The 23118-nt window shown below is 35.8% G+C and carries 19 protein-coding genes; 1 reads left to right on the top strand and 18 read right to left on the bottom strand.

Annotated elements, in window-relative coordinates; all coding sequences use genetic code 11:
• Positions 1-52 precede the first annotated feature (52 nt).
• The 12 genes from HW423_RS04940 to HW423_RS04885 all read right to left on the bottom strand — a co-directional run bounded on the left by HW423_RS04940 (position 53) and on the right by HW423_RS04885 (position 12918).
• Positions 53-1009: an NAD(P)-dependent oxidoreductase gene (locus HW423_RS04940; RefSeq protein WP_218930830.1), complete on the bottom strand. Its 957-nt coding sequence runs from the start codon at positions 1007-1009 to the stop codon at positions 53-55.
• Between the two features lie 10 nt (positions 1010-1019).
• Positions 1020-1712: a thiamine diphosphokinase gene (locus HW423_RS04935; protein ID WP_218930829.1), complete on the bottom strand. Its 693-nt coding sequence runs from the start codon at positions 1710-1712 to the stop codon at positions 1020-1022.
• 6 nt (positions 1713-1718) lie between these two features.
• The gene (rpe, locus tag HW423_RS04930) at positions 1719-2360 is read right to left on the bottom strand and encodes a ribulose-phosphate 3-epimerase (RefSeq protein ID WP_218930828.1); all 642 of its coding nucleotides are present in this window, start codon (positions 2358-2360) and stop codon (positions 1719-1721) included.
• A gap of 14 nt (positions 2361-2374) precedes the next feature.
• Positions 2375-3295, bottom strand: coding sequence for a ribosome small subunit-dependent GTPase A (gene rsgA, locus HW423_RS04925; RefSeq protein WP_218930827.1), 921 nt, complete (start codon positions 3293-3295; stop codon positions 2375-2377).
• 61 nt (positions 3296-3356) lie between these two features.
• Positions 3357-5345, bottom strand: a complete 1989-nt coding sequence (gene pknB, locus HW423_RS04920) for a Stk1 family PASTA domain-containing Ser/Thr kinase (protein WP_218930826.1) — start codon at positions 5343-5345, stop codon at positions 3357-3359.
• Entirely contained in the window at positions 5342-6106 is a 765-nt protein-coding gene (locus HW423_RS04915; RefSeq protein WP_218930825.1) for a Stp1/IreP family PP2C-type Ser/Thr phosphatase, read from the bottom strand. The genes pknB and HW423_RS04915 overlap by 4 nt, the downstream gene beginning before the upstream one ends.
• A gap of 25 nt (positions 6107-6131) precedes the next feature.
• Positions 6132-7511, bottom strand: a complete 1380-nt coding sequence (rsmB, locus tag HW423_RS04910) for a 16S rRNA (cytosine(967)-C(5))-methyltransferase RsmB (RefSeq protein ID WP_218930824.1) — start codon at positions 7509-7511, stop codon at positions 6132-6134.
• 18 nt (positions 7512-7529) lie between these two features.
• Positions 7530-8483, bottom strand: a complete 954-nt coding sequence (gene fmt, locus HW423_RS04905; RefSeq protein WP_218930823.1) for a methionyl-tRNA formyltransferase — start codon at positions 8481-8483, stop codon at positions 7530-7532.
• A gap of 13 nt (positions 8484-8496) precedes the next feature.
• Complete coding sequence (priA, locus tag HW423_RS04900; protein WP_218930822.1) at positions 8497-10914, bottom strand: primosomal protein N'; 2418 nt, start codon at positions 10912-10914, stop codon at positions 8497-8499.
• Positions 10915-11001: 87 nt separating this feature from the next.
• Positions 11002-11199: a DNA-directed RNA polymerase subunit omega gene (gene rpoZ / locus HW423_RS04895; protein ID WP_218930821.1), complete on the bottom strand. Its 198-nt coding sequence runs from the start codon at positions 11197-11199 to the stop codon at positions 11002-11004.
• A 6-nt stretch (positions 11200-11205) separates the two neighbouring features.
• Positions 11206-11838, bottom strand: coding sequence for a guanylate kinase (gene gmk, locus HW423_RS04890; RefSeq protein ID WP_218930820.1), 633 nt, complete (start codon positions 11836-11838; stop codon positions 11206-11208).
• Between the two features lie 96 nt (positions 11839-11934).
• Entirely contained in the window at positions 11935-12918 is a 984-nt protein-coding gene (locus HW423_RS04885; RefSeq protein WP_218930819.1) for an LCP family glycopolymer transferase, read from the bottom strand.
• 154 nt (positions 12919-13072) lie between these two features.
• Here HW423_RS04885 and HW423_RS04880 point away from each other — a divergent pair, with 154 nt between their 5' ends.
• Complete coding sequence (locus HW423_RS04880) at positions 13073-13411, top strand: hypothetical protein (RefSeq protein WP_218930818.1); 339 nt, start codon at positions 13073-13075, stop codon at positions 13409-13411.
• Between the two features lie 122 nt (positions 13412-13533).
• Here the strand turns inward: HW423_RS04880 and HW423_RS04875 are convergent, their stop codons facing one another.
• The 6 genes from HW423_RS04875 to uvrB form a co-directional block, all read right to left on the bottom strand.
• Positions 13534-14136, bottom strand: a complete 603-nt coding sequence (locus HW423_RS04875; protein WP_218930817.1) for an energy-coupled thiamine transporter ThiT — start codon at positions 14134-14136, stop codon at positions 13534-13536.
• Between the two features lie 13 nt (positions 14137-14149).
• On the bottom strand, positions 14150-15838 hold the full coding sequence (locus HW423_RS04870; protein ID WP_218930816.1) for a ribonuclease J: 1689 nt from the start codon (positions 15836-15838) through the stop codon (positions 14150-14152).
• Positions 15839-16028: 190 nt separating this feature from the next.
• Positions 16029-18131 carry a polyribonucleotide nucleotidyltransferase gene (gene pnp / locus HW423_RS04865; RefSeq protein WP_218930815.1) on the bottom strand — a complete coding sequence of 701 codons (2103 nt, stop codon included), beginning with the start codon at positions 18129-18131 and terminating at the stop codon, positions 16029-16031.
• A 243-nt stretch (positions 18132-18374) separates the two neighbouring features.
• Positions 18375-18644, bottom strand: coding sequence for a 30S ribosomal protein S15 (rpsO, locus tag HW423_RS04860; RefSeq protein WP_218930814.1), 270 nt, complete (start codon positions 18642-18644; stop codon positions 18375-18377).
• Between the two features lie 158 nt (positions 18645-18802).
• Positions 18803-20857: an acyltransferase family protein gene (locus HW423_RS04855; RefSeq protein WP_218930813.1), complete on the bottom strand. Its 2055-nt coding sequence runs from the start codon at positions 20855-20857 to the stop codon at positions 18803-18805.
• 201 nt (positions 20858-21058) lie between these two features.
• On the bottom strand, positions 21059-23053 hold the full coding sequence (gene uvrB, locus HW423_RS04850) for an excinuclease ABC subunit UvrB (protein WP_328803123.1): 1995 nt from the start codon (positions 23051-23053) through the stop codon (positions 21059-21061).
• Positions 23054-23118 lie beyond the last annotated feature (65 nt).

The raw sequence follows: 23118 nt of genomic DNA, 5'->3' as shown, positions 1-23118 counted from the left end.
GTTATAAGTCAAGGTAGTTTTTGGATTGTACCCTATTTTTATGCTGTATGAATTAATAACCTTTTTTCTTGTTGTACTCATTCTTAGCCAGTGTTCCGTTAGATAAATAACTATCAAGATTTTCTTTAAAGATCGGATAAATCGTATCTCTGAAATGTTCAACATTGCCAGAGATATGTGGCGTAATAACTAAGTTTTGTGTTTGCCATAATTTAGATGATTCTGGAAGTGGTTCCGGCGAAGTGACGTCTAAGTAAGCTCCCGCTAAAGTCCCTGCTTCCAATTCTTCAATCAGATGCTCATCTTTCACTGATTCACCTCGACCGATATTCAAGAAGTAAGCAGAATCATTCATATTAGCAAAGATTTGTTTATCAAAGAATAATTCACTTTCATCTGTTAAAGGCAATGCATTAATAACAAAGTCCATATCTGAAAGGATTTTTTGGCTGCTTTCCATCGTGTATGTATGGTCAAAGGTTTGGATTGAACGGCCATTCGAATTAACGCCATATGTTGTCATTTCAAAAAACTTAGCTGTTCGAGCAATCTCTTGCCCAATTGAGCCTGTTCCATAAACTAATACCTTCTTGTCTTTTAAAGAGAACATATTTGAAGCAATGCTTTTATCCCATTTACTTTCCAATTGACTTGTCATCGCTGGAATTATCCCTCTAGCAACTCCTAAAATATAACCAAATATATTCTCAGTAATTGGAACAGCATGGACACCACTCATGTTTGAAAGTAAAATATCTTTATCTTTTCTGAGACTTTCTGGAATTGCGTCAAGACCTGCGGTATCTTTTTGAATCCATTTTAGTTGTTTTAAATCTGCTATGTTTTCACTTAATTCAGATCCCCAACCATAGACAATCTCAATATTTTTTAAGTCTTCGGGTCTAATTTCATCTTTAACTCTTACATCATAGTCTCTAGCTGTTGCTTTGATTTCTTCTAATTGCCAATCTTTTGTAATGGCATAAACTGCAATGATTGGTTTTGACATATTATTCCTCCTACTTTCTTTCATTCACTCTAAGAACTAGAACGAGTCCTTGCTTGAATGATAGTTTCACCGGATGGTTTTTATCGATAAACTCATTACTTATGAGTGCACGTGGATAGCCTATATCAGTAGTTCCAAGATTATATACAGCATTTTGGATACTTAACTGCTCTACAGCTGTTAAAGTGATGATGGATAAGTAATCTGGTAACATCTTTTCAGCACTAATCTCATATTCTCCAGGGAAGAAAAATTGAAAGACATGATTCTTTTCAATAAACTTTATTCTTCCAACACTTTGTTTAAATCTCGGTTGATAAACCATCCAAATATTCGCTAGCATGTGATCCAAGCGCCCTTTCTTCTCTCCGATACCGCCTAGAATAAAACATTCTAAATCTGGAAACTCCTCTTGGACGATTTCTAAAGCTAATTCCATATCTGTATCATCTTTTTGAGCTGGATGTTTGATTATATGAGTCGCATTCTCTTTAATTAATTGGAATTCTTCTTCTGTCACTGAATCAAAATCACCGACAGCATAATCCAAGTGATAGCCAGCTTTTATAAGTTTTAAACTTCCACCATCCACACCAATATAATATGTTTTATGATTTTGAACATATTTAGGTATTTCTGAGACTGCTGGTTTTACAGCACCGCCACAGACCACTACATATTCTTTTTCTTTACTTTGCATCATAACACCTTAGTTTCTTAATGAATCGATTGCTTCTTTGCGATTATTGTGACTAAATATGTAAGAACCTGCCACTAATACATCTGCTCCTGCTTCTAAGCATTTCTTACTTGTGTCCTCATTAATACCGCCATCCACTTCAATCTCATAATTGTAGTTATTTTCTTCACGGAGTGCTTTTAGTTGCTTGATTTTATTCAAGCTCGATGGAATAAATGTTTGTCCACCAAAACCTGGATTCACTGTCATAACTAAAACTAGATCGACATCTGCCAATACTGCTTCGATTACTTCAACCGGCGTACCTGGATTAATTACGACACCCGCTTTCGTGCCAGTTTGTTTGATTTGTTGGATTACACGGTGAATATGTTTCGTTGCTTCAACATGAACAGAAATAATATCTGCGCCTGATTCAGCAACAAGTTTAATATAGCGTTCAGGTTCTTCGATCATTAAATGACAATCAAATGTTTTATCTGTTAGATGTCGAATAGACTTCATAACCATCGGACCAAAAGATAAGTTTGGTACATAATTTCCATCCATCATATCGATATGAATATAATCAGCGCCATTTGATACGATATCTACCAAATCGTCGCCTAATTTACTAAAATCTGCACTTAAAATTGATGGTGCAACTTTCATAAATAATCCCCCTACTATTTTTTCTTTTTATAAACAGGTTTTCTTTGCTCAATGCGTTCCATAATTTGTTCATAATTATTATAGCGACTTTGAGCTATGTCACCCGTTTCAACTTCGCTTTTAACATTACAACCCGGTTCATTTAAATGCAAGCATGACCGGAACTTACACAATTCTCCCGCTCTAGCAATCTCTGGGAAATAAAATCTTAAATCAGCTTTTTCGATATCTGGAAAGTCAATCGCGCTAAAGCCTGGTGTGTCAGCTAAAAATCCATCGTTAAATGGATATAAAGTAACTTCTCTAGTTGTATGTTTCCCTCGGTTTAAAGCTTCACTAATAATCCCTGTTTCAATATTCGCTTCAGGTAATAATAAGTTTAATAGAGTTGACTTTCCAACTCCTGATTGTCCCATTATGACGTATAAGCCTGTATCTATCAACTGTTTAATCTTATCAATATCTGATTCATTATTATTTAAAGTCACAACTGTATAGCCAGCTGGTGCGTAAACTCGATTAATCTCTTCAACTTTTCGGTCAGCTGCTTTTTGACCAACGGCTTCGACTAATAAATCATACTTTGATAATAAGATAATTGGTTCGATATGATTCGATTCGATAGAAACTAAAAAGTAATCTAATAAATTATATGAGAAATCTGGTTCAACTAATGACGTCACAATCATTGAATAATCAACATTTGAAATACTAGGTCGAACTAACTCATTTTCTCTTGGTAATATCTCAATGAGACGACTCTCTGACTGACTATCTTGTTCATCAACTTCAATGACAACTTCGTCACCTACTAATGGTTTTTCATTTGTGTGTCGGAATAATCCTTTAGGTTTTGTGGCAAAACTTTGATTCTCTGACCACACGTAATAAAATCCACTAATTGATTGATAAATGACACCTTTTTTCTTTTGCATAAAACCCTCCTTTTAAAAAAAGGTTAAATCCTCCAATACGAAAGATTTAACCTTGAAACAGTTACTGTGGTATTACATTATTACTTTCTTCATAAACTTCACCATCTCGCAATATACGATATTGCCCCGTACCATTTGACGATATATATAAAGTTAATTCAATTAATTGTGACTCTGTAATTTCAAATTCTTCAGCGACTTCAGTAATATTATTATACTCATCACCGATAAAAACTTGAATTGTATTTGGTAATGGATTTTCTTGATCTTCATCATTATCTTCATACATTGGTAAGTACTCAATATATACAGGAGTTAAAGCAGAATTGATTTCTTCTTCTTCAGGTCCCATTGAAACAACCACTGAAATCGTATCTCCAGGGTATAATGACGTTCCACTTTCTGGAGACTGACTAATAACTTGTCCATCTGGGATAAACTCGCTGTACTCATAACCTACATCTAAGAGTAATCCATAACCATCCGCAAATGATTGGACCATATCAAGTGATAAATTATAGAAATCTTGCATCGTACTAGATTCTGAATAACTACCCACCGTCATTGTGATGGGGGTTTCACCAGGTACAACACGTGTTCCGGGCTCTAAACTTTGTGCCATAATCGTTCCAGTCTGTGACGCATCATTAATAAATAGGTCTTGACGTTCAACGATGAAGCCCGCTTCAATTAGCATTTGACGAATTGGTTCATAGCTTTGTCCCACATAATCGCCGATTTGAACTTGTTCTTCCCCACTACTCACGACTAGGTTTACTGATGAGTCTCTTTCAATCCGCTCGCCCATCTCTGGATCCGTTTCGATAACGTTCCCTTGAACGACTGTGTCGTGCCAATTATTAATCACATTACCAACTGAAATATTCTCTTCTTCAAGTAATGCAATCGCTTCTGCTTGAGATAAGTTCTCAACATTAGGGACGGTTACATATCTAATCGTTTGATTATATAAAGCATACGCACCGACAGCCAATAAGATAACTAATAATACAACTGATACTTGTATTAATAGCTTACGAAGTCGTTTCGGTCTTGAAATCGGAGGTAATTCATCATATTGAGGGATTTCCTCTTCTTCTAGAAGATCTTCTTTAACTTCTACACTTGATAACGTTTGACTTGCCGTACTAATTGGTTTAATCGGCGTCATAATCAACGTATCTTCGATATCAGTTTCTGGATCGAAGCGTTTTTCGTTCATTCGATTCACACTTAGACTCGTACTTAAATCATTTAACATTTCTTGAACAGAACTGTAGCGGTGCTCTAATGATTTAGCTGTTGCTCGTATGACCACATTTTCTAAACTTTGTGGGACATAATCTAAATGTTCTTTCACACGAGGAAATTCTTCTTGGAAATGCTTTAAAGCAACTGAAACAGCTGATTCACCATCATAGGGAACTTCTCCAGTAATTAATTCGTAAAGAACCACACCTAAAGCATAGATATCCGATTTAACCGTTGCACTTCCACCACGCGCTTGTTCTGGTGATAAATAATGTACAGAACCAAGCAATGTATTAGTTTGTGTTAAAGATGTATCCGATAGGACGACTGCGATACCAAAGTCAGTAATCTTCACTTCATTGTTCTCAGTAATTAGTATGTTTTGTGGCTTAATATCACGGTGAATAATGTTATGTCTATGTGCGACATCAATGGCTGATAGTATTTGGGACATAATATTAACGGCTAATTCTAAAGATACAGGTGATTTCTCACGGATAAATGTCTTTAAATCATTCCCCTTAACATATTCCATCACTATATATTGCTGACCATCTTCTTCATCAACATCATAAACTTCCACCACATTATGATGCAAGAGTTGACTCGCCGCCATGGCTTCCCGTTGGAAACGGCGGATTGCATCTTGATTATCTTGGAAGTCAAAACGTAATACTTTAACCGCAACATCACGATCTAATATCAAATCTCTGGCTAAATAAACATTTGCCATACCACCAGAGCCAATAAGCTGGTTAATAATGTAGCGTCCAGATAGTTTAGAGTTAATATCTATCATGTCGTTTCACCATCCTCTAAGATTAAAGAATGGATGTTTCCAACAACAATAATCGTAATATTGTCTCGTCCACCAGCTTCATTTGCTGCATCAACTAAAGATACGGCTAAATGATCAAAATCTTCCGTTTGTTGGAAGAAATCAACAATCTTTTCATGACTCACCATATTTGTTAGTCCATCAGAACAAAGCATTAAATGTTCGACTTCATTAATTGGTAACTCCAACAATTCATAGCCGACATCGGGTGTCACGCCAATTGATTGTGTAACAACGTTTCGTTGAGGATGTAAATTCCCTTCTTCTTCAGTAATTTCACCTGATTTAATTAATTCATTAACTAAAGAATGGTCTTCTGTTTTTTGAAATAATTGACCTTCGTTGAATACATAAGCGCGGCTATCCCCAACATGCGCAATTAAGACAAATTCCTTTGTAATTAATGAAACGACTAACGTCGTTCCCATTCCTGTAAGATGTCTCTCTTTTAATGATTCTTCATATAGATAAGTATTTACATCTTCAATAACTTTTCCAATCCATTGCGATGCATCTTCTTTCGTTAACTCTTTCGTTAGCTGCTTAAATTGCTTCCCTAAATATTTCGTCGTAAGTTCACTCGCGACTTCACCAGCTTGGTGACCGCCGACCCCATCGCATAAGACAAATAGATATTGATTAAAGTCTGATTTAAAATAATCAGCATAATCCTGATTTGACTTACGCTGTTTCCCTACACTTGAATGGAGCGAAATTTGCATTGTTTCACCTCAGTTTTTTATTGTACTATTTAATACCTTCTGTATCTTTTTTAACTAAACGTGAGATAAAAAAGCCGTCCGTATGGTATTGTTGTGGCCAAACTCGAATATTACCTTCATCGGTAATTAAATCTGATTTAACATTATCTTTCTCAACAGAAATTGGACTTTGTACAAAATTATCGTGAACGTTTAAAAATGACTGAACGATCTCTTCATTTTCCTCATAAGACATTGTACATGTACTATATATTATTTCTCCGCCTGGTTTTAATAATGTTGAAACATGATTAATTAATTCAGTTTGTATTTGTGCTAATTCTTGTATATCTTCATAAGATTTCTCATACTTAATCTCAGGTTTACGTCTCATTAAACCTAAGCCAGAACAAGGTGCATCTAAATAAATTTTATCATATAATTGACCGTTTGTTGGCTGATGTTTTGACGCATCTTCAACATTTAATGTCACTCTTTGCGAAAGTCCTAAACGTTCCATATGTTCATTGACTCGCTTAATTTTTGGCTGTGACAAATCTAAGGCTGTCAGATGTCCTGTTTCTAATAGTGTCGCGATATGAGTCGCTTTTCCACCTGGTGCAGAACAGGCATCCAAAATTTCTTCATCGCCATTAATATGACCTAAAGGTGCTACTAACATCGATGATTCATCTTGAATTGTTAACCAACCTTCTTTAAAAGCAGTTGAATGAATTAGATTACCGTTAACTGAACGAATACCAACGGGTGATATATCACTTTCTACAGTATCATAACCTTCGCTATAAAGGGACTCCATAACTTCTTTTCTAGACTTCTTACTTGTATTAACACGTGCAGAGATAAATGGAACTTCTTGTAAACTTTCTAATAAGTTCTCAACTTCTTCATGCGTTTGATGTTTTAAAAAATAATCTACAATCCAAGGACTAATACTGTATTTCACACTTAGGCGTTCAGTGAAATCTTCAATCGCATCAATATCCAAGCGATCCGTTCGAATAAAACGTCGTAAGATTGCATTTACAAAATTTCCTACGCCCCCATGACCATTCACTTTAGCTACTTGAACGGCTTCATTAACTACTGCATGACTCGGAATTCGATCTAAAAATACTAACTGATAGACTGAAAGTCTTAGTAATGTGGAAACCCAGTCATCAAGTTGCTTACCTGATACAAAAGGTGCCAAGTAATAATCAATCGTTAATTTGTTTTGGATAACTCCGTATACAATTTGGACAACTAATCGATTATCCCTTTCATCTAAAGGTGTATTTTGTAAAAATTCATCTATCACTACATTTGAAAATTCATTTTGATTTTCAATTTTATCGAGTAGAACGAGTGAGTGCCAACGTAAATTTTTATTTAATTGTTTTTTACTTCGTTGCTTAATTTTCAAAACTCGTTCCTCCTAACGTTATTTATTTTCGAACACGCTATCTATTATAGCCTCTGGCTTATTCCCATTCAACCATTGTTCAATTGAAAGTCGTTTTTTTCCACTTTCTTGCCATTCACTAATCCCGTAAAATGTATTGTCTCCACATTGAACAATTAGTTTGTTGTCTTCAACTGCAAGAACTTCACCAATTTCGCCGGGTTCACCATTATAATCTACAGGTTCGCCTGCCCAAATTTTAACACGATTATTATCCAACATTGTAAACGTCGATGGGAATGGTCTAAATGCACGGATATGATTATCTACTTCTTGAGCCGTTAAATCCCAAGAAATTTGTTCTTGTTCTTTAGTAATTGTTGGAGAGAAGACAACCTCTTCTTCTACTTGTGGTGTTGCTTGGATTTCTCCAGCAAAAACAGCGGGTAAAGTATCTAATAATAATTCTTTGCCAACTACAGCAAGTGTGTCGAATAATTTACCTACATCATCTGTTGCTTTAATTTCAATAGCGCGTTGAGATAAGATATCTCCCGCGTCCATCTTTTTAGTCATATAAATAATTGAAATTCCGGTTTTTTTGTCACCATTCCATAGCGCATAATGAATCGGTGCTCCCCCTCGGTATTTAGGCAGTAGCGAAGCATGGACATTAATTGCGCCAAATTTTGGTGCTTCAATTAAATCAATGGGTACAAACTGCCCGTACGCTGCTGATACAATAAGATCTGCATTTAATGCTTTTAATTCTTCAGCTTCTTGAGATCCTCTGATTTTCTCCGGTTGATAGACTGGGATATCATGTTTTAATGCGAGTTCCTTCACTGGTGTCGGCTTTAATACTTTTTTACGACCTACAGGTCGATCAGGTTGTGTGACTACGCCTACAACCTCCATAGTCGCATCATTTATTAACCCTTCCAAAACTTCAACCGAGAAATCTGGTGTCCCCATAAAAATTATTTTATGCATATACATATCCTTTCTAACTAAAATATTGTGGTTCATGATTAATATTTACATACACACCTTGTGTTGCTTTTTGTTGTGTATTATTCAAAATATCATCTAATTGTCTTTGAATAGTTGTTTTGTCTTTGTATTTTAAAAGTAAATTAAAATAGTAATAATTATTAATTTTCGAAATATTATTCCGATTTGGTCCTATAATATATAACTGTTCTTTTCTTTCGAGTTCAGGATTATATAATTGAGCTTTTAAATCATAAGCCAGCTGACTCGCCCTTCCTTGATGCTTACTAGACACTGTCAGTAAGGTCGTAAAGTAATAAGGCGGATAATTAGTCAGATGTCGTCGTTTCATCTCAAAGCGGAAAAAATTTTCATAATCGTGCGTTTTAGCAAATTGGATCACGTAGTGTTCAGGATTATACGTTTGAATCACAACTTCACCGGCTAAGCGCCCACGTCCGGTTCTTCCACTCACTTGAGTTAATAGTTGGAAAGTCCGTTCACTTGCCCTAAAATCAGGTAAATTTAACGCTGTATCAGCATTGATGACTCCTACTAAGGTTACATTCTCAAAATCTAAGCCTTTAGCGATCATTTGAGTTCCTAATAGAATATTCGATTGCCCGCTTGAAAACTCATCTAGTAATTTTTGATGTTGGCCTTTACGGCGAGTTGTATCGTTATCCATGCGCGTAACCTTCGCTTCCGGAAAGATTTCTTCTAAAGTTTCGGCTACCTTTTGTGTTCCTATACCATGAGTACGAATGTGCGGTGATTGGCAGCTCGGACATTGCGTTGGTAGGGGCTCATGGTAATCACAATAATGACACTTCATTTGATTATCAAATTTATGATAGGTTAAGGAGATGTCACATCTAGGACATTGCATAATGAAACCACATTCGCGACATAGTAAGTAAGAGGCATAACCGCGACGGTTTTGTAATAATACAACTTGCTCTTTCTTATCGAGTCGATCTTGAATCTTCTCAATAAGCTCTGGAGACAATTCATTCGCCGTTTCCCTCAACTCAACTTGGGTCATATCAATAATATCCACAGGTGGCATCGGCATTTGATTGACCCGATTCTCCAGGTGGATTAAGTGATAGTTACCTACTTGAGCTCGCGCACGGCTTTCTAAAGACGGTGTCGCACTTCCAAGTATTAAGGGGGCATCATGATACTCACTCCGCCATCTCGCAACATCTCTCGCATGATAACGTGGATTATCAGATTGCTTATAAGTCGTTTCATGTTCTTCATCGATAATGATAATTCCAATATTTTCTAAAGGAGCAAAGATTGATGATCTAGCCCCTACGACGATTTTTGCTTCGCCTTTGATAATCCGTTGCCATTCATCGTATTTTTCAGTGATAGATAAACCAGAATGCAATACTGCAATGCCAGTTTGGAAGCGACTTACTACACGTTCCACCATTTGTGGTGTTAAAGAGATTTCTGGTACGAGTAATAAAGCAGATTTGCCTTGCTGTAAGGCTCTGTCCATCAATTGCAAGTAAATCTCTGTCTTCCCACTCCCGGTTACTCCTTCAATTAAATACGTATCCGCTTGTTTGTTATCAACGCTTTGACTAATTAAATCATACGCATTCTGCTGTTCAGCTAGTAACGTTTTTGATGAATTCGTTTGAAATGAAACATCTTTCAATGGATCACGATAAATCATTTCTTTAAATGTCGTAATCCATTCTTTATCGATGGCTGAATTTATTGTCGCATTGGATACTTCTAATTCTGTCATTAAAGTGCTTTTTTCAATGCTTTCGATAGCTTGATTATTAATGAAGTATTCTAGTATCGCCCGTTGCTTAAAGCTTCTTTGGCTTGTCTTTTCTAAAGCATTCATTAATTGGTCTTTATTTAAGTTTGTTTTAATCATTGTTTTAGTTTTTTGGGTCGTTTGGTTAATAACTTGGTATTCTATAGAAATGATATTTTCTTTTTTTAATTGACTGATTGCATTGGGAGATATTCTTTCTTCCAATACTTTACGGTCAATACTTGTTTCATTTTGATACCAAGAACCAACTTTTTCGCTAAATTGAACAGGATCATGAATTTGAACGATAGCATCATACTTTGCCTTTAATAAACTCGGCAACATGGCTTGAAGTACTGATATACGAAAGCATTGAAGATACTCGGCTAAATAATCACTCAATTCAATTAATTCTTCATTTAAGAAAACATCATAATCCATAATACTATGAATGGGCTTAAGTTTTCCGTTGAATTCAGTTTCGTCCGTAATATCCACAACAAAGCCTGTTCGTTTCATATTGCCAAAAGGTACTTGAACTCGGCTACCTAGTTTAATCGCAGATTCCCAATCTTTTGGTACTGCATAATCAAAAGAGCGATTTACTTGCTTCGCTGGTATATCAATGACAACTTTCACTATCATTCTTTCCCCTCCTTCTAAATAATTTGTAACATATGACAAAAAACTACTATGAAAGTAGTATAAATTCTTTCATAGTAGCTTCGATTTTTATTTTTCTTTGATTTGTAAGTCGCCAGAAACAACTTCTTCTAACGCTCTTCCCACGGGTTTGATTGCTTCGTATGAATCTAACATTTCATGCTTATATAATTGCATTTCATGTGCGCGTTTACTCGCAAGGATAATTAAGCTATATTTTGATGGAATTTTTTCAACTAATTTGTCTACTGATGGATATAACATCATGATGGATTACTCCCCTTTTTGAAAATAATTATGTATTTGTAATTTAATTTGATCAACGACTCTTGAAACTTTTAAATGTTCACTTTGTATTATACCATTTACTTTGTTTACTGCACAATCAACTTCATCATTTACGACAACATAGTCGTAATGTTTCATCATTTCAATTTCTTCGCGTGCTTTTTGCATGCGTTCATAAATGATTTCTTGATTATCAGTCCCACGTCCAGTAATTCTAGACTCTAATTCGTTGAGATTAGGTGGTGCTAAGAATATGAAAATCCCATCAGGCATTCTTTCTCTAACTTTCATTGCGCCTTGAACTTCAATTTCTAAAAACACATCATAGCCTTTAGACAGATTGTCTTCAATCGCTTTAATTGGTGTACCATAATAATTTCCAACATATTCTGCGTGTTCAAGCAAAGCATCTTCCTCTATTAGCTGTTCGAACTCCTCACGTGAGGTAAAGTAATAATCGACACCATCTACTTCACCTGGTCTCATTTGGCGAGTCGTAGCTGAAACTGAATATACATAGTTATAAATATTATTCTTAAAAATTGCAGCTCTAACAGTTCCCTTTCCAACTCCAGATGGACCTGATAATACAATTAATAACCCTCTTGTGTCACTCATATTTACCTCCAAAATAAAACTCTATATGTCTATAACTACTATCATAACATATCTTAATTCTTCTTGAAATAAAATCAAGAAATTTCATGCGTTTCTTTATTGCTCTAACAATGCTTTTAACTGTTCTTGTATGTTTGTCAGTGTATTACTATCTAAAACTTCATAAGTAACATCATCAATCATTTCAGAATTACCTTCTAACTGTACTGTTTCAACATTCGTAATTATTTGACGATAATCTAAGGCAATGGTCTGAATATCCTTGAAAGACAGATTTGTTAGTACATTACCATTTAGACTACTAAGTAGCTTTGGAATGCTCGTAAGTGAATTGATTTGACTAATTTGTGGAACAATCGCACTGACGACTTGTCTTGCTTTATCTTGACTATTTGCTGATTCAATCGCTTCATCAATGTCACCAATGTAAGCTAAGGCCATTTCACCATCCATATTATACGTTTCACCTGCGACGAAGCTATACCCATTTTGATCAAATGTTTCAGTAGCCGTCACGGATACTTCCCCAATCGCATCTATAATATCAGCCAGTCCATTCAAATTCACTGTTAACGTATAATCAATCGGAATCTCTAATAAATCTTGCACAGTATTAACTGTATTTGAGAGGCCACCTGTTTGATACGCCTCTCGAATCATTCCTTCAGATTTTTGTCCTGCAATCTCAGTGAGTGTATTACTAGGGATATTTGTCATAACCACACTTTCTTCTTCAGGACTTACTGTGGCAACAACTATAAAATCTGATTGCCCTTCTTCTAAATTATCATTGGCTGAAGGTTCAACCCCTAATATTAGCATTGAAAACGGCTCTTTATTTTGAATACGACTCACCACAGGATCTGGTTCATCTTCATCACGTAAATTCACTTGTTCTTCAGGTCTACTTTGTTGAATCACATCTACTGTGTTCACAACATTATTATAAAAATAAGCCCCCACAGCACCTGCTCCTATAAGTAGAACGATGATGATAATAAAGAAAATTAAACATCCTTTTTTTCTTTTCTTAGGTCTTCCTCGATGGATATTACGACGAGACATATTATTTTCACTCATAGACTAACCTCTCATTACTCAATTTTGTTTATCTATTGTATTACTTTATAAATTTTATTTCAAATTCTTTTGTTTTTAGGAAAGTGTTGACAAAAGGAACGTTTGTTCGTATACTATAAACACAAACATATGTTCGGATAAAGGAGTGACATTCATGGAATTACCTATCAAACCCAATTCTAACCTTGCAAATACTGTTCAGCGCTTCTTCAAACCCTTTTTAAATACTCAAATTAAACAAGATAAACGCTTTATAATGCCTCTATATGAAGTAGAGAAGTTATTACATCATCATTATGTGACGCTTGACCCTGTCGAAATCACATTTGAATATTACAATTCTCAACAAGAGATTGAACAAAAGACTGTTTTAGCAAACGTGGTATCGACTGTCCAACATAATCGTCGCATTGCAATTAGTGAAGTTAATTCAAAGCGATCTTACATATTATCTTTAGAACAAATTCTAACTGCGTCTGCCAACGCTGCTTAGAACTCATAGACCACCAACTGTTTGCACAATCCCCGCAAACAATTGGTGGTCTTGTTCTTTTATATATTTTTTCAAATAAAAAAGTGTTGGCAATTAACATAACCAACACTTCATTTAATTTATTAATCATTTAATAATGATGATGTTTCTTTACGAGATAAATATTTTGTTCGTTTAGGAATAATTAGTTTTGGATTACTACGAGCCATAATTAAGATTACTAAGCCAATAATTAACCAAATCACAACTAAACTTAACCAAAATTCCCAACCATTAATTTGTAGTAAACTAATCTCATCTAAAGCTAAGGGTGTTAACCAAAATTTGATAAACATATAACTCGTTGTCGTAAGTAAGGCACCGGTGAATATGTTTAAGTAAGTAGATGAGTATCGACGGTTATTAAGGGTTTTTTGTGTATATTTTGCGAATAATCCAGCAAAACCAACAGACAATAATGGTAAGACTTCTTCAAGGAGGACTGGTGGTAACCAATCCGTAAATCCTTGCCGTGTAAAACCAACAATTAAGCCTGTCAGTAAAGCAGAAATTATAGCAAGTGGTGAACCATAACGAAGCGCTAACCATATTAAGGGAAGCATCGCTAAGCCTGAATAATCACCTGGTATGAATGAACTAATATATTGTGCAGCAACGGCTAAAATTAAGCCTAAAACAATCGCATATAAACTATCCAATAGCATACTTCTTGTACGTTGATTCATTCTATAGCTCCCCCTATTTTTCTTCTTTATTAGGTTGATAATTTGAAGCTTCCATAATAATTGGTAAGACAACCGGACGACGTTGAGTCTCTTTATATAAGTATTTACCGATTTTTTCACGAAGATCCCCTTTTAGTTCACTCCAGTCAAAATTATCACCATTTAAATGTTCCTCTAATAAATCTAAGGTCATATCTGAACAAGCTTCAATTAAATCAATACTTGTTTTCATATATACGAAACCTCTAGAAGTAATTTGTGGTCCGACTAAAACGCGCCCTAAACGACGCGAAATTGTAGCTACAACTACAAAGATTCCATCTTCACTTAAGATACGGCGATCACGTAGAACGACATTACCGATATCACCGACCCCAATACCATCAATAAGGACATTTCCAGCAGGGACTTGGGCAGTCATCGTCATCTTCCCTTTATTGTACTCGATAACATCTCCGATGTACGGTAAGAAAATTTGATTATCTTCGTAGCCTACTTCGTTAGCTAAACGCGCATGTGCGGCTAACATCCTTGATTCACCGTTAACAGGGATAACAAATTTAGGTTTGATAAAGTTCATCATTAATTTTAAATCTGACTGATTCGCGTGACCAGATGTTTTAAAGTTATCTGTTACAGACTTAACTGTTCCGCCAGCTTTGTAAATCATATCTTTTGTTTTGGCAATGACTGTTTCCATCGCAATTGAAGGTGTTGTAGCTAAATAAACTAAATCCCCATCTTTAATATTGATTAATGAATGACGATTTGTCGCCATTAATTGAATATTTTTAATCGGTTCGCCAACGTCACCTGTTTCTAACACGATGACTTCGTTGTCAGGTGTGTTATTTAGATCTTTCACTTGTCCGAGGATGTCTTTACTTGGAATTTTAATCTGATTTAATTGAATCGCAATATCGACAATTTTGTACAATTGGTCATCGGCTAAGAAAATTGTTCTACCTGAATTTTTAGCAGCATAAAATAATTGCTGAATACGTGAGATATTACTTCCAATTGAAGCAACGATGACACGTCCGTCTTCATTCCGGAAGACTTCAGTCATGTCTTCAGTAATCTTCTTATCGCTCACTGAGGGATTCGCATTCTCCGCATCGGCAGAATCACATAGTAAAGCTAAAACGCCTGCTTCACCGATATCAGTTAAACGACCATAATTTGTACTGTATTGTTCAGACGCGCTTGGATCAAATTTAAAGTCTCCTGTATAAACGATTGACCCCTCATCCGTTGAGACAACAATACCAAGGGAACCCGGAATTGTATGTGTTGTTCTGAAGAAACTTACAGTCGCATCTTCAAATTCAATCTCAACATCTTCATCAATCTTGAAGAAGTTCTCTATATGTTGATGCAATCCTTGTGATTTAGCTGAAATCGTTGCTAATTCAATTGTTAATTCAGTTCCGAATACTGGTGCATCAATCTTTTCTAATAGATATGGCAATGCACCCATCGCATCATCATGACCATGTGTCAGGAATATCCCAACGATTTGATCTTTCTTTTCAACTAAGTATGTAAAATCTGGGATGACTGCATCGATACCAAGTAATTCTTCTTCTGGAAAGACTAGTCCGCAATCCAAAACAAAGATTGACTCATTCACTTCTACCACGTAAAGGTTTTTACCTTCTTCACGCACCCCACCTAACGGGATTATTTTTATTTTACTCATTAGACACCTCTTTATTTAGTTAGTTTCATTTTGATAATATACTTATCACATTATAGCACAGTTAGGAATAAAATAAAAAATTGCTTCTCCAATATTTCAAATTGATCGTTATCATGAATCAATACCGCAGTTATTTAGAAAAAAAAAAGACAAGTTTCCTTTTGTGAAACTTGTCTCTTAATAGTATGTGTTATTCTTTGTCGATTAAAGCTTTACGAGATAGGTTAATCCGTCCTTTATCGTCAATTTCTTGAACGCAGACTTTAACTTTATCATTCAATGCTATAACATCTTCAACTTTACCTACACGGTGATGCTCTAATTCAGATATATGAACTAAACCATCTTTACCAGGTAAAATCTCAACAAAAGCACCAAATTTCTCAATACGTTTAACGGTACCTTCGTAAATTTCTCCCGCTTTAACTTCATGTGTTAATTGTTCGATAATTTCTTTAGCACGGTTAATCATTGCTTGATCCGTAGAGGCAATACTTACATTACCTTCATCATCAATATCAATTTTAACGCCTGTTTCATCAATAATCTTATTGATTGTATCTCCACCACGACCGATAACAACTTTAATCTTATCTGGTTTAATTTGAATCATTTCAATCTTAGGAGCGTAAGGGCTTAACTCTGTTCTTGGTTCAGAAATTGTCGAAGTTAATTCTTCTAGAATTGCTAATCGAGCTTGACGTGCTTGAACTAACGCTTCATTTAAAATTTGCTCTGTAATTCCTTCGATTTTAATATCCATTTGTAAAGCAGTGATTCCTTTTTCAGTTCCCGCTACTTTGAAGTCCATATCTCCTAGAGCATCTTCTAGACCTTGGATATCAGTTAGAATTGTATAGTTGTCGCCATCCATAACTAATCCCATTGCGATACCTGCGACTGGTGCTTTAATAGGTACACCTGCGTCCATTAATGCTAATGTTCCAGCACAAATACTTGCTTGTGAAGATGAACCGTTAGATTCTAATACTTCTGATACTAAACGAATCGTATATGGGAATACATCTTCATCTGGAATAATTTGTGCAAGCGCACGTTCACCTAAGGCACCGTGTCCTACTTCACGACGTCCCGCGCTACCCATACGTCCAGTTTCACCTACTGAATATGGTGGGAAGTTATAGTGGTGAATAAAGCGTTTAGACTCTTCAATACCTAAGCCATCAATAATTTGATGCTCTCCTAGAGGTGCTAATGTCGCTACTGTTAATGCTTGGGTTTGTCCACGTGTGAATAAACCAGATCCGTGAGTACGTGGTAATAAGCCTACACGAGAAGCTAATGGACGAATTTGGTCCACTTTACGGCCATCAGGACGGATACGATCCGCTGTAATTAAATGACGCACAACTTCTTTTTCTAGGGCTTGTAATGCAGCGTTAACAGCTGAAAGAACTTCATCTTTTTTTGGGTTTTCAGCATGTAATTCTTCATAATAAGTTACAGCCCCTTGCATAACTAAAGCAATCGCATCTTCACGCGCTTTTTTCTCCTCTGTTTTAATTGCTTCAATCATGGCTTCACGATAACGTCCAGAAATTTCTTCCATGATTTCTTCATCATTTTGTACAATTGTTAATTCGAATTTCTCTTTACCGATTTGTTCAATAATATTCGCTTGGAATTCGTTAATTTCTTTAATTGCACGGTGACCGAATAATAATGCTTCAAGCATCTCATCTTCTGGTACTTCTTCCGCACTTGACTCAACCATGTTAATTGCTTGACTAGTACCTGCAACTGTTAAGTGGATATCAGACTGGGCGCTTTGTTCAGTCGCTGGGTTAATTACTAGTTCTCCCTCTACACGACCAACATTAACACCTGCAATAGGTCCGTTAAACGGAATATCTGATACACCTAGGGCTAATGATGAACCTAACATTGCTGTCATTTCTGGTGAGCAATCTTGGTCTACAGATAATACTGTATTGACGATTTGAATTTCGTTACGCACCCCGTCTGGGAACATTGGACGAATTGGGCGGTCAATCAGACGTGCAGTTAATGTCGCATTCTCTGACGGGCGACCTTCACGCTTAATAAATCCACCAGGGATTTTACCTACTGAATATTTTTTCTCTTCGTAGTTCACAGTTAAGGGGAAGAAGTTCCCGTCTACAGGTCTACTTGAAGCTACTGCTGTAGATAATACAACGGTATCTCCGTATCTTACTAGGACTGCTCCATTCGCTTGTCGAGCAAATTCGCCAATTTCAACTGACAGTGGGCGTCCACCAATTGTTGTTTCAAAAACATGTTTTTCAAACATGGTATCTCTCCTTTGATTAATAAATTGTGTGTTTTGGAGAACTACTAAACAAATATCAACTCGAGACGCAACTTGTCACGAACTCATACTTGTATAGTAGATCTACCAATATTGATAATTACCAAAACACACACTAATTAGTTTAGCATATTCTCTATATAATTGCGCTCATAAAGGGCAATATATTATAATTATCTACAAAAAAACTTCCATTTCATTACTGAAACGGAAGTTAATATCATATTAGCGACGTAATCCTAAACGTTGGATTAATTCGCGGTAACGTGCTACGTCTTTGTTACGTAAGTACGCTAATAAGTTACGACGGTGACCAATTTTTTTCATTAGTCCACGGTATGAATGGAAATCTTTTTTATGCTCGCGGATATGCTCGTTTAATGAGTTAATATCAGCGGTTAACACAGCAATTTGTACTTCTGGAGAACCAGTGTCCCCTTCGTGAGTAGCAAATTCTCTCATGATTTCTGTTTTACGTTCTTTTGATAAAGCCATCTCATTTCACCTCTTTCTTTTTTATCCCTGATGCCAAGAAAAGCGTTGGTGATTCGCTGAACTGAGCATAGGTACTATATAGTATTCCATACACTTTTACAATGCTAGATTACCACTTGGTATAATTTACACTATATGGCAAGTGAATGCAAGAATTTTTATTCAATTTCTTCAATTGTTTCCTCTGGTAAATGTTCAAACATCGTTTGAGTGACAATTACAGCAAAGTGTTCCATTCCTTCTGGTGTGTGATGGACTTCATCTTCTGTATACCAGTCAGGATTACCTTGTTGATAGTTATACCAATCAACTTCGTAGGCATTTGCATATTTTTTAGCCGTATCTTTAATTGTGTCATTCACGTTTTGAATGTGCATCACTCGTGAGTTTGTATTAACAAAGAATACATTCCGCTCTTCTCCCGCAATGGACATCAATTCATCCATTCCTTCTTGATCCAATCCTGCGTTCGTTCCAAGGACCACGACTAAATTTTCTTGAACTTCGCCATCACGTACCATATCACGTAAGATGTCATTTGCATCCCACAATTGCAAGCTTCCTTGGCCATAGATATTTCCATTCCAGAAAATTTCGTCTACTTTCGGTGTAAAGTGTAAAGCGATAGAATCTCCAAAGAAAGTTACTGGCACATCAGTGGCAAATAATAATTCTTGTGGCGTCAACTCATCGAATACAATTGGATTTAAATCTTCAAATTCATCAAACACTTCTTGGTTCTCAGCAATGAGTTCTTGAAGTTCCGCTGACAATGTTTCTTGTTCAAAATAAATATTTTGTAATGCTTCTACAGGATCTTCAACTTCTAACTCGTTAACGAAGACCGTCTCAAATGTATCATCCACTTGGTCTAAATCTTCATCAACTTGGATAATCGGCTGACTTAATGAATACGTCGTATTCAATAAGTTAGGTTTCGTCTGAAAAGCTTGATATTCTAATTCGAATAAAGACACACGTTTATTATCAGCTGAATAGATAAGTCCTTGAACAAATAAAACCATCAAGGCGACGTAAGCAATAAAGATGAATAACTTAGGCTGGAGGAATTTTCTCTGATCAATCATATGACCGATATCTTCCGCATCTTCTTTAAAGTTGAATGAAGAACCAAACCAAATTCTCACGCCCCCGCTTTCAATAATACGGTAAAAAATTTCCCCAACAATTGCTAATGTAATCAGAGATAAGACATTGACTATGGTAATGTTTTCTCCTAATTCACGGTAAAATGCTAAGTAAAAGACAATAATTGGGTAATACCATAGATAGTATGAATATGACCTTTTACCAATAAGATGCAGTGGTTTTAAACTTAGCCAACTTGTCACCGTCGGTGCCCCTACAGTAATTGAAAATACGAGTAACATACTCAACACATTAAATACTGACATCCACAGTAGATACGTTGCTTCCTTTTGATCTGATTGAGTGAACACAATCCAAATCATTCCCCCTGCAGACAATATTGCTATTAAATTGTATACAAACAGTTTGATTCTAGATTTATAAAATAAATTTAAAATGGTCGGTGTGATGTAAGCTGCAGCTACACCAATTGCAAATGATGCAAAGCGGGTTTCAATACCGTAATAAACACGCGTTGGATCCGCACCTGGTGTATATAAGAATAAGATGGCTACATGACTGAGCAAAACAATAAAAAGCCAAATAATTCCTTTAGAAGGAATCGATAGTTTTAATCTTTGTAATAGTAAGATGATACCGGTTGCGATTAGAACTGATTGTAAGTGAATCGCATTATACCAAAGATGAGTAAACGGCGATGCATCTGACATTTGTACAAAATAAGATTGATCCGTCACTATTTGATAAATATTATTTACAAAAAACAACCCAGAAAATATATCACTCTGAATATGTCGTAATTCTGTTGGATATATCAAATATAAGCCGACAACGATAAATATTAAGAGCCACAAGAGTGGTATAAAGAGCCTCTCTATCGTATGTAGTAGATACTTTCCGATCGCTTTCCATTGAATTGATGCTTTAACCGGCTGAACTTTCTCAATATTTCTTGCAAAAAAGAACCCTCCAATAACAAGAAATGTATTCACCATGAAAAAACCGCCTGGTATTATGGAAGGGAATAAATGATAAGCAACGACGGCCATAATCGCTAAACCTTTTAAGCCATCAAAACTTTGCACTCTCTTCTTTTGTCGCATTATATTACCTCCTCATTAAGAATGACCTCAATAAATTATTATATAGGAAGCATTATTATTATAAAAGGCTAAATCTACTTTTATCTTAATTAATTCAAATTTTCTCTAATGAGTAAATTTGAATTAAAAAGTTTAAAATATAAAAAAGAACAAAACACTTCAGACTATCAAGTAGTCAAAAGTATTTTGTCCTAATTTTAATTATTTTCGTTTAAAGAAAGTCGCTTTAAGTTCCATAACTATATCTCTTAAATCAGCTGCCGCTTCAAAGTTTAAATCTTTAGCGTATTGACGCATCTCCATCTCAAGTCGCTCAAGCTCTTCTTCACGTTGAAGACGAGACAGTTGTTTGAATTGAGCTAAGATATTCTCTTCTTGTTCTTCACCTTCAACTTCATGCGTAATTCGAATAAGATCACGAACTTCTTTCTTAATCGTTTTTGGCGTGATGCCATGTTCTTTGTTATAAGCAATTTGAATTTTACGACGACGCTCAGTTTCTTCAATGGCTTTTGTCATTGAGTCCGTCATTTTATCTGCATACATAATCACTTGACCATTCTCGTTACGAGCCGCACGTCCAATCGTTTGGATTAATGCACGCTCACCGCGTAAGAACCCTTCCTTATCCGCATCTAAGATGGCAACAAGCGACACTTCTGGTACGTCAATCCCCTCTCTTAGTAAATTAATACCAATAAGGACATCAAAGATACCTAACCTTAGATCACGAATAATTTCCGTTCTTTCTAAAGTTTTAATATCACTATGTAAGTATTTGACTTTAATATCGACTTCTTTAAGGTAGTCCGTTAAGTCTTCAGACATTTTCTTCGTCAAGGTCGTAATAAATACACGCTCATCACGTTCAATTCGTTTCGTAATTTCTTGAATTAAATCATCAATCTGACCTTTAATTGGTCGGACCTCAACCACTGGGTCTAATAAACCAGTTGGGCGAATAATTTGCTCAACATATTCGTCATCAGTATGTTCTAATTCATATGGACCTGGTGTAGCTGAAATATAGATGATTTGGTTGACATGCTTTTCAAACTCTTCTAACTTTAGTGGTCTATTGTCTAGAGCACTAGGTAATCTGAAACCATAATCAATTAATTGTTGCTTCCGAGCACGGTCCCCATTATACATCCCTCGAATTTGTGGCATCGTCATATGTGACTCGTCTACTACGATCAAGAAATCATCTGGGAAGAAATCAATTAACGTATAAGGCTGCTCTCCAGGCGCTCGCCCATCCATATGTCTTGAATAGTTCTCAATCCCATTACAATACCCCATCTCAAGGAGCATTTCTAAATCATAGGTCGTCCGTTGTTCTAAACGTTGTGCTTCTAAGAGTTTATTCTCAGAACGCAATTCTTCTAATCTCTCTTCTAACTCCGCTTTAATCGTATTAACAGCTTGTAATGTTTGTTCTTGGTCAGCCACAAAGTGAGTTGCGGGATAGATAGGGTAATGATCGACGTCATTTTTAATCTCGCCTGTCATTACATCTACTTCGCGAATTCTATCAATTTCGTCACCGAAAAATTCAATTCGAATCACTTCACTATCACGCGAAGCTAAGAACACTTCAACCACATCTCCACGGACTCTAAAAGTTCCCCGCTGAAAGTCAATGTCATTTCTAACAAACTGCATGTCAATTAACTGCCGCAATACTTCCTCGCGCGATACTTCTTGCCCTTTTCTAATTGATAAAACTTGGTTACGATACATCTCTGGATCCACTAACCCGTAAATACAAGAAACTGATGCGACAACAATAACATCTCGCCGCTCCAATAATGCGGATGAAGCGGAATGTCGTAGCTTATCAATTTCATCATTGACCATTGCTTCTTTTTCAATATATGAATCCGATGATGGAACATAAGCCTCAGGTTGATAGTAATCATAGTAAGACACAAAGTATTCGATTGAATTCTCTGGGAAAAACTCTAATAATTCACTATACAGTTGACCTGCTAAAGTTTTATTGTGTGCTAAAACTAAAGTAGGTTTATTTACTTCTTTAATTACATTGGCAATCGTAAACGTCTTTCCTGTTCCAGTTGCGCCTAATAGAACTTGTTCTTTTTCACCATTATTTAATCCATTAACTAACTCTTTAATTGCTTGAGGTTGATCACCGTTTGGCTCATACTGAGAAATTAATTTAAACTTATCCATTTTCTGCCTCCTCATTAACCGAACATTTATTCGCTTAATCCATAATACTCTATAATAATATAAAA

This window comes from Ruoffia halotolerans, assembly GCF_014049385.1.
In the GTDB taxonomy this organism is placed as follows: Bacteria; Bacillota; Bacilli; order Lactobacillales; family Aerococcaceae; genus Ruoffia; species Ruoffia halotolerans.
This window is presented reverse-complemented; position numbering and strand designations above follow the sequence as displayed.